Origin of the sequence: Kosakonia oryzendophytica, from assembly GCF_027886705.1 — a bacterium.
In the GTDB taxonomy this organism is placed as follows: domain Bacteria; phylum Pseudomonadota; class Gammaproteobacteria; order Enterobacterales; family Enterobacteriaceae; genus Kosakonia; species Kosakonia oryzendophytica.
In genome coordinates this window covers 1535240-1549211 of sequence record NZ_CP115659.1, presented here as the reverse complement: position 1 = coordinate 1549211, position 13972 = coordinate 1535240, and the positions used below count along the sequence as shown (strand labels likewise).

Genomic DNA, 13972 nt, shown 5'->3' with positions numbered 1-13972 from the left:
TGGACGAGTAACTTACGTGAAACAAACCGCTATACAATCCGCCAACCTCGAATTCAACGCTGAGGGTACACCTGTTTCCCGAGATTTCGACGATGTCTACTTCTCTAATGATAACGGGCTGGAAGAGACGCGTTATGTCTTTCTCGGCGGTAACCAACTTGAACAGCGTTTTCCGGCGCATTCCCGTCCGCTGTTTATCGTGGCGGAGAGCGGGTTTGGCACCGGGCTGAATTTCCTGACCTTGTGGCAGGCATTCGCGGCCTTTCGCGTAGCACATCCCGACGCTACCCTGGAAAGATTACATTTCATCAGTTTTGAAAAATTTCCGCTGACCGCAGACGATCTGTGTAAAGCCCATGCCCACTGGCCGGAGCTTGCCCCTTGGGCAGAGCAGTTGCAAGCGCAGTGGCCGCTGCCATTTGCGGGCTGCCACCGTGTATTACTTGATGAAGGGCGCGTTACGCTGGATCTCTGGTTCGGCGATATCAACACGCTGACGGAGAAGCTGGACGATTCGTTAAACCAGCGCGTGGATGCCTGGTTCCTCGACGGTTTCGCGCCGGCGAAAAATCCGGATATGTGGACTCCGGCGCTGTTTCAGGCCATGGCGCGCCTCGCCAGACCTGGCGGCACGCTGGCGACCTTTACCTCTGCGGGTTTTGTGCGCCGCGGATTGCAAGATGCCGGGTTTACCATGCACAAGCGCAAGGGATTTGGCCGTAAACGCGAAATGTTGACCGGAGTGATGGAACAAACGCTCGCCCCCACGCCCCGCGCGCCGTGGTTTGCCCGAAGCGCTGCCCGTGCGCGCGAAGTGGCACTGATTGGCGGCGGTGTAGCCAGCGCCCTGCTCTCTCTGGCGTTGTTGCGCCGTGGCTGGCAGGTGACGCTCTACTGCGCCGACAGTGCTCCGGCAGAAGGGGCATCCGGCAACCGCCAGGGGGCGCTTTATCCGCTCCTCAGCGCGCATGACCCGGCGCTGGCACACTTCTTCCCTGCTGCTTTTACCTTTGCCCGCCGGCTTTACGACGCGTTACCACTGGCGTTTGATCACCAATGGTGCGGTGTGACGCAACTGGGTTGGGATGGAAAAAGTCAGCAGAAGATTGCGCAGATGCTGACGCTGGAATTACCGGGTGCGCTGGCCCACGGAGTGGATGCGCTAACCGTTCAGACCCTGACCGGCGTTAATACCGGCTGTGGCGGCATCACCTATCCGGCGGGCGGCTGGCTCTGCCCGGCACAGCTGACGGCAGCAGCCATCGCGCTGGCCTGTGAACAGGGTTTGCAGGTGCACTACGGGCATGACGTACAGCAGCTCACGCCTGCGGATAATGGCTGGCAACTGCATTTTCACCACGGCGAAGCACAGCAACATGCGGTGGTGGTACTGGCTAACGGGCACCGCATCAACCAGTTTGCACAGACGGAACACCTGCCTGTCTACCCGGTTGCCGGGCAGGTCAGTCATATCCCGACCACACCCGCGCTGGCTGAATTGCGTCAGGTACTCTGTTACGACGGTTATCTGACACCGCAAAATCCACTTAATCATCATCACTGTATCGGCGCCAGTTACCATCGCGGGCAGGCGCAGGCAGCGTATAGCGAAGCGGATCAACAACAGAATCGCCAGCGCTTGCTGGACTGCTTGCCACAAGCTGAGTGGGCTAAAGAGGTGGATATCTGCGCGGGTGAAGCCCGTTGCGGCGTGCGTTGCGCCACGCGTGATCATCTGCCCATGGTGGGCAATGTTGCGGATTATGAGGCAACGCTGGTGGCATACACGCAGCATACCACTGAGGCAGGAAATACCGTCAGCGCGCCCGTTTATGAGGGGCTGTTCATGTTAGGCGCACTCGGTTCGCGCGGTTTATGCAGCGCCCCGCTGGCGGCGGAAATTCTGGCATCGCAGATGAGCGATGAGCCTATCCCGCTGGACGGCGAAACGCTGGCAGCGATGAATCCGAACCGGTTATGGGTGAGAAAGTTATTAAAGGGCAAAGCGGTAAAATAAGGATTAAAGGGGCAATCGCCCCAATTTATTGAGCTCACGCCGAATGGCATGATCGATATGATGTAGCTGTATCTTATCGCTCTGTTCATCTGCAGCAAGCACAGCGGCCAGTAACGCCACATTGCAGATGCTTGCCCCCGTCAGATTGCCCCGAATAGCCAGCTCGGCAAAATCCACATCTTCAGCAAGTGCCAGTGTGGCTGGCCATATAGCCTGCCACATTTGCGTGCGCAGCGTCACATCCGGGTAGGTAAAGTGCGTGATAAAGGTGAACCGCCGACTAAAAGCCGTGTCGAGGTGCCCACGATGGTTGGTCGCAAGGATCACTAACCCAGGATAGTTTTCCAGTCGTTGCAGAAGGTAAGAGACTTCAATATTGGCATACCGATCATGGGCGTCTTTACTTTCACTGCGTTTACCGAACAACGCATCCGCCTCATCAAAGAATAATATTCCACTGTCTGTTTCTGCGAGATCAAAAACCAGCGACAGGTTTTTTTCCGTTTCCCCCACGTATTTACTGACCACCGCGGAGAGATCCACCTTTATAAGATCTGTATCGAGATGCTGCGCCAATACTTCCGCTGCCAGCGTTTTCCCGGTTCCGGGCTCGCCATAAAACAAAGCGCTTAACCCCTTTTTTCCGCCGGTTTTATGGGCAAAATGTTTGATAGTCACCCGTTCCCTCAGCCTGATGGCCGCCAGAATTTCCTCCATTTGTTTTTTAACAGACGGCGAAAGCACAATATCGTCGAACGTCCGAACAGGCGTTATACGGTGGGCCAGATTGCCGAAATTCTTACGTGACCGGTACAGCAACGTTTTTTGCAGATCGCCTGCGCCTAATAACGCATCTTTACCCCTTACCTGCCGGTAATAATTCGCTTCGGCAAGCAACAAGGAGATATCGGCTGGGCTAAAGGCGTAACGCTCTGCCAGCGTCTGCAACCGTTGGTTTTCGCTAACACTTTGCCGGGGCCACGCCATCTGCAATAACTTGCTTTTCGCCATCGCATCCGGACACGGCAAAGAAAGATGAATGCTGGGTAGAACGCGGAATAAAGGGCTTTCAGCTGTCGAATCCGTTAGTACAAAGAAAGGCAAGCGGACCTGAGGCAATAGTCGTTCAAGCACACTGATAACACTTTTTTTTGCCACCCCGGCATCAGCCCAGTGCACGCAAACCACCCCAGCATTATCCATCAGCGCGTCACGGATGATTTCCGCAACCGCCTGTTGTTGCTGTGGCTCGGCCACATTATCCAGATCGCGGATATCCAGACGCCATAACGCACGTTGGTGTTGCCACAGAATGTTGGCAAGCCCATTTTCACGCCCATCCAGCGCGCACCCGTCCAAAACAATGACCGGCGGTGTTTCTCCCACCGGTTCCAGGCATAAACAACTTATTTGTTCACTGAGAGTCACCGGGTACAACGTCATCGCATCGGTTACAACAGGCTGCGGATAAGGATAACGATACTTCGCCATCGATCCATTGCCGCAAAGAAAATGCCACACCGATTCGCTGCACATATAAAATGTGGTAGGTATTTTATTTTCATTAATTGTTGTTTTAAATAATAAAGAGAACTGGAATAGCGGTGATGATGGGTGTAATGCTGAAAGTAATAATTGATATTCCGTTTGCGCGGATGAAAACAGTTGCATGAGTAACTTATCGCTTACCCCTTCTTTTATTCCACTGTCCGGCAATGCACTATAATGCGCACTCAAACGCGGTAACAAACAGACGAGAAGAATGTCTCGCTCAAATAATGTTAAATCAAATTGTTCAATCAGTCTGTTAAGCCGCGTCGTTAAGGCCTCTCGCGAGTCCGGGAGAGGGTGAAATGCTAACCAGACAGGAACGTCGTATAGATCGTTGGAATACGCATTCTGCGCCCTGGCAGGCAAGAAAAATGGCGAAAAATATGCAGGAACCACTTCATTTCGCTGTAAATATGCCTGCTGAAAAAGCAGATCTATTCGTGACAGGCAGCGATAGAAGTCACTCTCATCGTTATTATCATCGTGTTGAGAAAATACATCAATTCCGGAATACAGAGACATAATTTCCCCTATTGGCTATCGGTGCAGGAGGCGTTTACCCTCCTGCAAAGATGACATCCGGAATAATGGATACCCGTTTCATGCGAAAAAGTACGCAAGGATAAAAAAGACTCTAGGCCCGGCCAATGATGAGTTCAACGTTGGCAACAGGAATTTAGGATATTTCATGACCGCAAAGAGGCCGACATGAAATCAACGATACGGGAGTAAACGCTGTTGTTGTAAAAAGAGGATCCCTCTCCTGCAGGAGAGGGTAAACAGCTTAATGCGCTTTCGCTTGCTGATAGAGGTTTTCCCACATGCCAAGCACCAGCGCCTGATCGCGTGGAGAAAGTTCGCCCGCCTGAATAGCGGTTTCCACACTGTGGGTCACTTTGGCGTACACCGCTTCGTGCGAATGGTCTTCACCGCTTTCGAGATCGGCCACCGCCAGCGTCAAATGCCCGCGCAGATAACCGCCAGCAAACAGCTCATCATCACTGGCGCTTTCCACCATATTGTCAATTAACGCCAGAATGCGTGATTCTAACTCCGCGATCATCTCTCTTCCTCTTTTGAAAACATGGCCTTACAGGTCTTCAGGCCACGGGAACTGTTCTGCCGCAAAAGGCGGCGTCTGATAATAGTCCTGCAATGCTTTGATAAACCGCGCCGGACGGGCAGGAATACCCTGTTCCAGATAGGTCATCACCTGCGCGTGGACGCGGCGCTGAAAAACAATACGATCCGGTTCGAAATCCCCTTCGAGGTTGTCGCAACTGACGTTAAACGGAAACCCCGCCGCCACGCAAAACAACCAGTCAAAAGCCTGGGGTTTGACTTCCACATCTTCGAACTGCCCCTGTGTCGCGGCATCGCGTCCATCCGGGCAGTACCAGTAACCGAAATCCACCAACTTGCGACGCTCCGCCCCGGCAATGCACCAGTGCGAAATCTCATGTAACGCGCTGGCGTAAAAACCGTGGGCAAAGACGATGCGGTTGTAGGGCGCATCGGCGTCTGCGGGAAGATAGATCGGTTCATCGTCGCCTTTAATCAGACGGGTATTAAAATCGTCTGCAAAGCAGCGATTAAAAATATCAATCAACTGTTGGTAGTGATGGGTCATACGTTCACCCCCATAAACCGGAGGATCTCCTGGCCGTGACTGTCATAGAGAAGTTTTGCGCTCATCACCGCCGAGACAATCACAATCATCGGGCGAATGAGCTTTTGCCCTTTACTGAGCACCAGGCGCGAGCCCATGCGCGCGCCGAGAAATTGTCCGGCCAGCATCACAAAACCGGTAGCCCATACCACTTTGCCGCCAATAATAAACAACAGCAGACCGCCGATATTGGAGGTCGCATTCAACACTTTGGCATGCGCGGTGGACTTTGCCAGGTTGTAACCTGCCAGCGTGACAAAAGCCAGCGCATAAAAAGAACCGGCTCCCGGGCCAAAAAAGCCGTCATAGAACCCAACACAACCGCCAGCCACCAGCGCAAAAGGCAGGCCGTACAGGCGACGCTGGCGGTCTTCTTCGCCCAGTTTAGGCATTAGCAGAAAGTAAAGACCGATACAGATAACCAACACGGGCAGGATCTGGCGCAGCACATCGGACTGCACGTGTTGGACTAACAATGCACCGGTCGTGGAACCGATGAAGGTCATCAGAATATTGAGTTTCTGATCGGCAATGTTCACCACTTTGCGACGAATAAAATAGAGCGTGGAGGAGATCGAACCGCCGCAGGCCTGCAACTTATTCGTCGCCAGCGCCTGTGCCGGAGACATCCCGGCTGCCAGTAGGGCGGGCACCGTTAACAGCCCGCCGCCACCGGCCAGCGCATCAATAAACCCGGCCAGTAATGCGACAAAAAAAAGCGCCACCATTAATAGCGGCGACACCAAAAACAGTTGTTGAAAGGTTTCCATTACAATGCGTGCTCATCCAGTAGAGCCTGGCAAGACGGCGGCAAAGGCGGCGGCGTCTTTTTCTCAGGCGTGGTGCTGCCGGGTTTCGCCGGTTCGAACCAACTTTGCAATTCTGCGCCACATCCATCGCCAGGCGGCGGCAGAGGTTGATCTTCACATTCCAGGCTGTCTGCCGGGCAACGCAGACGTACATGCATATGCGCACGATGCTGGAACCACGGGCGTACTTTACGTAACCAGTCACGGTCCGTACCCGCATCCAGACAGAGTTGCTGCTTGATAGCCGGGTTCACGAAGATACGCGTCACGTCGTTATCCTGCGCCGCCAGTTTGATCATACTGCTGATTTCTGGCTTCCAAAGTTCCGGCACCACCTGCTTACCATCGCGAGAGACCAGATCCAGTGCCTGCGGTTTCAGCAGTTGCGCTGCGCTCCAGCGTGCTTTCGGCAGTTGCAGGAAGATATCCACATCCAGGCCGGATTGATGGCTGGCGTGGCCGCCATTAAAGCGCCCACCGGCGGGCATCCCCATATCGCCGACCAACACAGTCCCCATTCCCAGATTGTGCACCTGATTGCTCAGGCGCTGAATAAACAACACCAGATCCGGGTGGCCGAAATAGCGGCGCTGATCGGTACGCATCACCTGATAATTATCCGCCTGTAGCGGTAACTCCTGCGCACCAACAATGCAGCCATTGGCGAATGCGCCAATAGATTGGGGGCTACCGGCAACGGGGTGAGTCAGCTTTTGCCAGGGGGTTGCCGCCGTCGCGGCGGCGCTTATCAGCAGCGCAAACAGCGCAATTGCCGTGTTGTTCATTGTTTACCAGCGTGGAATATCGGTCGTAACATCGGCGTTCTGCGCGCGCTGGCGCAGGAAGTGATCCATCAGCACAATGGCCAGCATCGCTTCCGCGATAGGCACTGCGCGAATGCCGACGCAGGGATCGTGGCGACCTTTGGTGATCATTTCCACTTCGTCGCCAAAACGGTTGATGGTACGCCCCGGTACAGTAATGCTTGATGTTGGTTTCAGCGCGATAGTGGCAATAATTTGCTGGCCGCTACTGATACCCCCCAGGATGCCACCTGCATGGTTGCTCTGGAAACCCTGTTTGGTGATTTCGTCACGGTTTTCGCTGCCGCGCAGCTTCACCACGTCAAAGCCGTCGCCGATTTCAACGCCCTTGACCGCATTAATGCTCATCAGCGCGTGGGCGATATCCGCATCCAGGCGGTCGAACACCGGCTCGCCCAGGCCTGCCGGAACGCCGTCTGCCACCACTGTCACTTTCGCGCCAATAGAGTCGCCTTCTTTCTTCAGACCACGCATCAGTTCATCCAGTGCGTCGACCTTGCCCGGCTCCGGGCAGAAAAATGGGTTCTGCTCAACCTGATCCCAGTCTTCGATCGCCAGCGGAATATCCCCCATCTGGGTCAGACACCCGCGGATAACAATGCCAAACTTCTGCGCCAGATATTTTTTAGCAATAGCACCTGCGGCAACGCGCATGGCGGTTTCACGGGCAGAGGAACGACCACCACCGCGGTAATCACGCACGCCATATTTTAGTTCGTAGGTGTAATCAGCATGCCCCGGACGGAACAGATCTTTAATCGCGCCGTAATCCTGCGAACGCTGGTCAGTATTTTCAATCAACAAACCAATGCTGGTGCCGGTGGTCACGCCTTCAAACACGCCAGAGAGAATTTTCACCTGGTCCGGCTCACGGCGTTGCGTGGTGTAACGCGATGTCCCCGGACGGCGTCTGTCCAGATCATGCTGCAAATCCGCTTCGGTCAGCGGAATACCCGGCGGTACCCCATCAACGATACAGCCCAGTGCCAGGCCATGCGATTCGCCGAAAGTGGTTACGCGAAAGAGTTGTCCAATTGTGTTTCCTGCCATCACGGCTCCGTTGTCGTTGTTTGTGTTGTTGAGCGTCGTTTAATCTTTATAAATGCTGAAATGTTCCTGCGCGGCGATAAGTTGCGCTTTCGTCAGCATAAAGACGCCGTCCCCGCCGTTATCAAACTCCAGCCAGGTAAACGGCACATCCGGATATTGTTCAATCAGATGTACCATGCTGTTACCCACTTCACAAATCAGGATGCCATTATCAGCGAGATAATCCGGCGCGCCAGCCAGGATGCGGCGTGTCAGTTTCAGCCCATCGCTACCGGAGGCCAGCCCCAATTCTGGTTCGTGGCGATATTCTGACGGCAGGTCAGACATATCTTCTTCATCCACATAAGGCGGGTTCGTCACAATCAGATCGTACTGAACTTTCGGCAGCTCGCGGAACACATCAGAGCGGATCGGCGTAACGTGATGAATCAGGCCATGCTCTTCAATATTGTGCTCGGTCACCGCCAGCGCATCCGTGGAGATGTCCACGGCGTCCACTTCCGCTTCCGGGAAGGCGTAAGCACAGGCGATAGCAATACAGCCGCTGCCGGTGCACATATCCAAGATATGCTGGGGTTGCGCATGTACCAACCCGGAAAAATGGTTGTTGATCAGCTCGCCGATGGGCGAACGCGGCACCAGCACACGCTCATCAACATAGAATTCGTGGCCGCAGAACCAGGCCTTATTGGTCAGATAGGCAACCGGAATACGCTCATTAACGCGGCGGATAACGCGCTCAACAATGCGATGACGCTCACTGGAGGTCAGGCGCGCATTGCGCATATCTTCCGGAATATCCAGCGGTAAATAGAGCGTCGGCAGCACCAGTTGCACCGCTTCATCCCACGGGTTATCCGTGCCGTGACCGTACCAGATATTGGCGGCGCTAAACCGGCTGACCGACCAGCGCAGCATGTCCTGAATGGTGTGCAGCTCATTGACTGCTTCTTCAACGAAAATTTTATCCATAGTATCCCCCAGGCCCATGCTCGCATTAAATTCGGCGGCTAGTTTGCCATGAAGACGGCGATAAATCAGCATCGTCTCGTGCAGTGGGGGGAAAAATGCATTTTGCTACACCGCAGCCGCGGTGAGTCGGGTACACTGAAGGAAAGAAGAGATGAGATGTACAGATGAAAAAGAAACCATCGCTTAGCGAGGAGGAGCAAGCGCTGTTCCGACAACTGATGACCGGGACACGTCAGCTCAAGCAGGACACAGTGATACACCGCCCGATACGCAAAAAAGTAAGCGAAGTGCCGGTGAAAAGGCTGCTTCAGGAGCAGGCCGATAACAGCCATTACTTTTCCGATGAGTTTCAGCCGCTGCTGAACACCGAAGGCCCGGTGAAATATGTCCGCGAAGATGTCAGCCATTTTGAGCTGAAGAAGATCCGCCGGGGCGATTATTCACCGGAGCTGTTTCTCGATCTGCACGGTTTAACCCAGCAGCAGGCGAAACAGGAATTGGGCGCGCTGATTGCCGCCTGCCGCCGCGAACATGTCTTTTGCGCGTGTGTGATGCACGGTCACGGCAAACATATTCTCAAGCAACAAACGCCGCTGTGGCTGGCGCAGCATCCTCACGTGATGGCATTCCATCAGGCACCGAAAGAGTACGGTGGCGATGCCGCCATCCTGGTGCTGATTGAAGTGGAAGAGTGGCAGCCGCCTGAACTTCCCTGAAGCCAGAAACGACAAGAGCCGCATTGTGCGGCTCTTGAATACCATGGTCCGGCGAATCAGATGGCTTTACGCATCTTCAGGTTGCAGGGACTCATTTGCCAGTCAAAGGTGCCTTTACCGTTCTCGTCAAGCGTAACGCAGGCGATCGCGGAAGTCGTAAACATTGGCGGTGCTTCACCCGGGCAGAGCTCGGACACCAGGTAACCCACCAGTGGCAGGTGAGAGATCACCAGCACAGAGGAGAGACCTTCGTTCGCCAGCGCCTGAAGATAAGCGCTAACAAGGCCAATGTCGCCACAAGGCGTCAGTTCCGGCAGGACATCCACGTTGTCAGGCAGGTTTACACACTCCCCCACCATTTTCAGCGTCTGTTCAGCACGTAAAAAAGGGCTGACCAGAACACGTTCAACATCCACTTTTTGACCTTTCAACCAGGTTGCCATCAGACGGGATTCGTCGCAGCCACAAGGGGTTAAGGGACGAACCGAGTCACTGGCTGCATCGAGGGCAGCGTCGCCGTGACGCATGATAAAAACTTGCATATTGCACCGCTTTTGTTAACCAGAATCATTAATAGTTCCACTGCGAAACCCTTTCGCAACGACGGGAAATATCAATGGCCGGGCATTGTGCCTGATTCATTCTCTGAATGAAACGCTGTTTTTTACCTCAATGGCGTAAGTGTAGTCAATGATTGTTTACAAAATAACCGCGAACGCCATGAGCAATAACAGATTTAAATATTTAGACCTTAACTTACAGAATCAGTTTCTTTTGCCGGACAAAAAGTCTCGCCCTGCTCCGTCATCCGTAACAGTGCTTCACAGGGGCGGAAACGTGGCCCGTATTGTATCTCCAGCCGCTGTAGCGCCACCACCACATCCCGCGCGCCGAGCCGGTCCATATAATGGAATGGCCCACCCAGAAACGGAGGGAAACCGATGCCAAACACGGCGCCGATATCGCCATCGCGCGAACTGCGGATCACCTGCTCATCAAAGCAGCGCGCTGCTTCATTAAGCATCAACATGACGCAGCGTTCCGCTATCTGTTCTGCGGGCAATTTGCCGTTGCCAGAGGTGCCGATTAAGCGGTAGATCGCCGGATCAGGTTGTTTTTTGCTTTTACGCCCTTTCACAGGGTAAAGATAGAAACCGCGGGCATTTTTTCTGCCTTTGCGATCGTCGTTCAAAATTGCACTAACAACACTTGCAGGGGCGCTAAATCGCTCTCCATAAGCGGCTTCCAACACCGGGATAATTTTCGTTCCAGTATCAATACCAACCTCGTCCAACAGTTGAATTGGCCCGACCGGGAAACCAAATTTCACTAATGCCTGATCAATCGCCTCAATACGCTCCCCTTCACTGAGCAGACGCATGGCTTCACTGATATAAGGGGCAAGAATGCGGTTAACGTAAAACCCAGCTTTATCGGCCACCACAATCGGTGTTTTCCCTTGTTTCTTTGCCAGCTTAACGGTTGTGGCAATGGTCTGTTCGTCAGTACCGGCATGGGGGATCACTTCCACCAACGGCATTTTTTCTACCGGGCTGAAAAAGTGTAATCCAATAACCTTCTGCGGGCGCTGCGCATACGCTGCAATATCACCAATTGGTATAGAAGAAGTGTTGGATGCAAAAATGGTGTGTAGTGCGCAATTCTCCTCAACTTCCCGAACCATTTGTTGTTTCAGCGCCAGGTCTTCAAATACGGCTTCAATCACCAGATCGCGATGGGCAAAACCACGGTAATCCAGCGAACCAGAAATCTTCGCCATCTGGCTGTCACGTTCCGCGGGTTTGAGATAGCGACGCCGGACTTTTTTATCCAGCTCTTGCCAGCTGTATTTCAGCGCATGATTAATGCCTTTCGCATTGATATCCTTAATGCGTACCGGCAATCCCCCTTTGCTGGCCGTCACAAAAGCGATACCTCCGCCCATCAACCCGCCGCCTAACACGCCGATGGTGCTTAACGGCCCCGGTTCAACCGCACTGCCGGGATCTTTTTTCACGTCGGTACTGGCAAAGAACAGATGACGCAGCGCCTGCGATTGCGGCGTCATCGCCAGTTGGCCAAAAGCGCGCGCTTCGGCGTCATAACCGCTACTGCGCCCGTGCGTCAGCCCGGTTTCAATCACCGATAAAATACGCGGTGCGGCAGGATAGTTCCCCTGCGTTTTTTGAGCCGTTTTCTTCGCCACCATGCGAAATAACAGCGTACGACCGAGCGGCCCGGCGAGAATGCGTTCGCGAACCGGTAAGCGGCGACTGACAGGATGCCCCTTCGTTGCCAGTTCCGCTGCAGCATCCAGCAAAATCGAGCGGGGAACAACATCATCCACCAGCCCGGCCTTTAACGCCTGGCGCGGACGAAGCTGCTTACCGGTCAGGATCATCTCCAGCGCAGTACTCACGCCCACCAACCGCGGTAAACGTTGTGTGCCACCGGAGCCAGGCAACAGGCCGAGCTGAACTTCCGGTAGACCCAGCACCGTTTTTCCGTCATCGGTACAGATACGGCGATGGCACGCCAGCGCCAGTTCAAGGCCTCCCCCCAGACAAGCACCATGAATAGCGGCAATCACCGGAATGGGCAGCGCGTGGATTTCCGCCATCATCTGCTGCCCCTGATGGGCAAGATCTTCCGCTTCTTTAGCCGTCTTACAGCGGGCAATCATGTTGATGTCCGCCCCGGCGATAAAGTTATCTGGTTTGGCGGAGATGAAAACGACGCCCCGCAGCGATTTGTTATCACGAATCTGCTTTAAAATGGCGCGGACTTCAGCGCCAAACTCCGCTTTCAGCGTGTTCATCTTTTCGTCCGGTACATCAATGGTGACAACCGCCACATTGTCGGGGCGCACGCTAAGCGTAAATGCGGATGTGAATGTCATTATTCAGCCTCCAGAACCATGGCCGCACCCAACCCACCTGCTGCACAGGCGGTCACCAGACCAAAACCGCCGCCGCGTCGGCGCAGTTCATGCAGTGTTTGGGTGATCATCCTCGCCCCGGTGGCGGCGAACGGATGCCCGTACGCAATAGAGCCGCCCAGCACGTTAAATTTGCTGTCGTCCACTTCACCTGTCGCCTGCGAGCGCCCAAGCACCTCGCGGGCAAACCGATCACTGGCCATCAGCTTCAGGTTGCTCAGGGTTTGTGCGGCAAAAGCTTCATGCATATCAAGCAAGGTTAAATCCGCCATCGTCAGCCCGGCTCTCTCCAACGCCAGCGGCGTCGCCCATGCCGGCCCCAGCAACATGTCCTGCTGTACGGCAATAGCGGTGAATGCATAGCTGCGCAGATAACCCAGCGGGGTTAAGCCCAGCTCTTTTGCGCGGGATTCGGTCATCAAGATCACCGCGGCTGCACCGTCGGTTAACGGCGTACTGTTTGCCGCCGTCACCGTGCCATGCCGACGATCAAACGCCGGACGCAGCTTTGCGTAATCCGCAAGGCTGGACTGGGCTCGCACGTTATTATCCTGCACCACGGGTTCGCGAAACGGCGGCGCGTAAGCGGTCATCACTTCATCGGCCAGTTTGCCTTCTGACCACGCCTGCGCGGCAAGCTGGTGCGAGCGATGCGCCAACGCATCCTGTTGCTCACGGGTAATCGCGTAGGTTTTCGCCATCTGCTCGGCAGTATCCCCCATGCGCAGGCCGGTGGAATACTCCGCCACAGCCGGTGGTACCGGCAGCAAATCGCGCAGGCGAAGACGGGAAAAAAGTTTCAGTTTTTGCCCAAGCGTACGGGCTTTGTTGGCATCCACCAGCGTGCGTGCCAGCGTTTTGCTGACACCAATAGGCAAGACGGAAGAGGAATCCGCACCACCGGCGATCCCGGCGCGGATAGTGCCCGCCAGCAAACTTTCCGTGACATTCGCCACGGCCTGAAAACTGGTGGCACACGCGCGACTGACGCTGTAGGCATCCGTATGGACGCTCATGCCAGTACCGAGCACGATCTCGCGGGCGATATTGGGCGCTTCCGGCATCTGAACGACCTGGCCAAAGACCAGTTGCTCAATCACCTCAGGCGGAATTTCGCTGCGCGCCAGCATCTCACCCACCACCATTTTTCCCAAATCGATAGCCGGTACACCGTGAAACACGGTCGCCTGGCGGGCAAAAGGTGTTCGTAACCCACTGACAATGGCAATGCGGTCACCCTGACGGGTAACAAGCGGTAATGCCTGACTCATAACACTCCCCTGTTAACAGCGTAATGCGCAAAGTGGTCTGACCTGATAACAGTCTTAACCAATTTTTTACATTTAGCCAATGGGGGGAGAAAAAAAGTGAGAGCTAAGGCACAGAGAAGCTTAACATAACGCTCCCGAAGAACGGGAGCGTGGAG

Annotated in this window: 12 protein-coding genes; 2 read left to right on the top strand and 10 right to left on the bottom strand. The window is 54.6% G+C overall.

The features are described 5' to 3' along the window. The first annotated feature begins 16 nt into the window (after positions 1–16). Positions 17–2017, top strand: a complete 2001-nt coding sequence (mnmC, locus tag O9K67_RS07550) for a bifunctional tRNA (5-methylaminomethyl-2-thiouridine)(34)-methyltransferase MnmD/FAD-dependent 5-carboxymethylaminomethyl-2-thiouridine(34) oxidoreductase MnmC (protein ID WP_061493878.1) — start codon at positions 17–19, stop codon at positions 2015–2017. Positions 2018–2020: 3 nt separating this feature from the next. Here the strand turns inward: mnmC and O9K67_RS07545 are convergent, their stop codons facing one another. The 7 genes from O9K67_RS07545 to prmB all read right to left on the bottom strand — a co-directional run bounded on the left by O9K67_RS07545 (position 2021) and on the right by prmB (position 8892). Then, positions 2021–4090, bottom strand: a complete 2070-nt coding sequence (locus tag O9K67_RS07545; RefSeq protein WP_071889919.1) for an ATP-binding protein — start codon at positions 4088–4090, stop codon at positions 2021–2023. 262 nt (positions 4091–4352) lie between these two features. After that, positions 4353–4631: a YfcL family protein gene (locus O9K67_RS07540; RefSeq protein ID WP_061493876.1), complete on the bottom strand. Its 279-nt coding sequence runs from the start codon at positions 4629–4631 to the stop codon at positions 4353–4355. A gap of 27 nt (positions 4632–4658) precedes the next feature. Beyond that, complete coding sequence (locus O9K67_RS07535; RefSeq protein WP_061493875.1) at positions 4659–5198, bottom strand: elongation factor P hydroxylase; 540 nt, start codon at positions 5196–5198, stop codon at positions 4659–4661. After that, entirely contained in the window at positions 5195–6007 is an 813-nt protein-coding gene (locus O9K67_RS07530) for a sulfite exporter TauE/SafE family protein (RefSeq protein ID WP_061493874.1), read from the bottom strand. The genes O9K67_RS07535 and O9K67_RS07530 overlap by 4 nt, the downstream gene beginning before the upstream one ends. Next, positions 6007–6831 carry a penicillin-insensitive murein endopeptidase gene (mepA, locus tag O9K67_RS07525; RefSeq protein WP_061493873.1) on the bottom strand — a complete coding sequence of 275 codons (825 nt, stop codon included), beginning with the start codon at positions 6829–6831 and terminating at the stop codon, positions 6007–6009. The genes O9K67_RS07530 and mepA overlap by 1 nt, the downstream gene beginning before the upstream one ends. A gap of 3 nt (positions 6832–6834) precedes the next feature. Continuing rightward, on the bottom strand, positions 6835–7920 hold the full coding sequence (gene aroC, locus O9K67_RS07520; RefSeq protein ID WP_061493872.1) for a chorismate synthase: 1086 nt from the start codon (positions 7918–7920) through the stop codon (positions 6835–6837). Between the two features lie 39 nt (positions 7921–7959). After that, positions 7960–8892 (bottom strand): 50S ribosomal protein L3 N(5)-glutamine methyltransferase, encoded by a 933-nt coding sequence (prmB, locus tag O9K67_RS07515; RefSeq protein WP_061499838.1) that lies wholly within the window; start codon positions 8890–8892, stop codon positions 7960–7962. Between the two features lie 164 nt (positions 8893–9056). On the opposite strand from prmB, the gene smrB reads away from it, so the two are divergent. Continuing rightward, complete coding sequence (gene smrB, locus O9K67_RS07510; protein WP_061493871.1) at positions 9057–9608, top strand: endonuclease SmrB; 552 nt, start codon at positions 9057–9059, stop codon at positions 9606–9608. A gap of 56 nt (positions 9609–9664) precedes the next feature. Here smrB and sixA read toward each other — a convergent pair whose 3' ends face one another. The 3 genes from sixA to fadI all read right to left on the bottom strand — a co-directional run bounded on the left by sixA (position 9665) and on the right by fadI (position 13817). Further along, positions 9665–10150, bottom strand: coding sequence for a phosphohistidine phosphatase SixA (sixA, locus tag O9K67_RS07505; protein WP_061493870.1), 486 nt, complete (start codon positions 10148–10150; stop codon positions 9665–9667). Between the two features lie 209 nt (positions 10151–10359). Beyond that, complete coding sequence (gene fadJ / locus O9K67_RS07500) at positions 10360–12507, bottom strand: fatty acid oxidation complex subunit alpha FadJ (RefSeq protein WP_061493869.1); 2148 nt, start codon at positions 12505–12507, stop codon at positions 10360–10362. Next, the gene (fadI, locus tag O9K67_RS07495) at positions 12507–13817 is read right to left on the bottom strand and encodes an acetyl-CoA C-acyltransferase FadI (RefSeq protein WP_061493868.1); all 1311 of its coding nucleotides are present in this window, start codon (positions 13815–13817) and stop codon (positions 12507–12509) included. The genes fadJ and fadI overlap by 1 nt, the downstream gene beginning before the upstream one ends. Between the last annotated feature and the right edge of the window lie 155 nt (positions 13818–13972).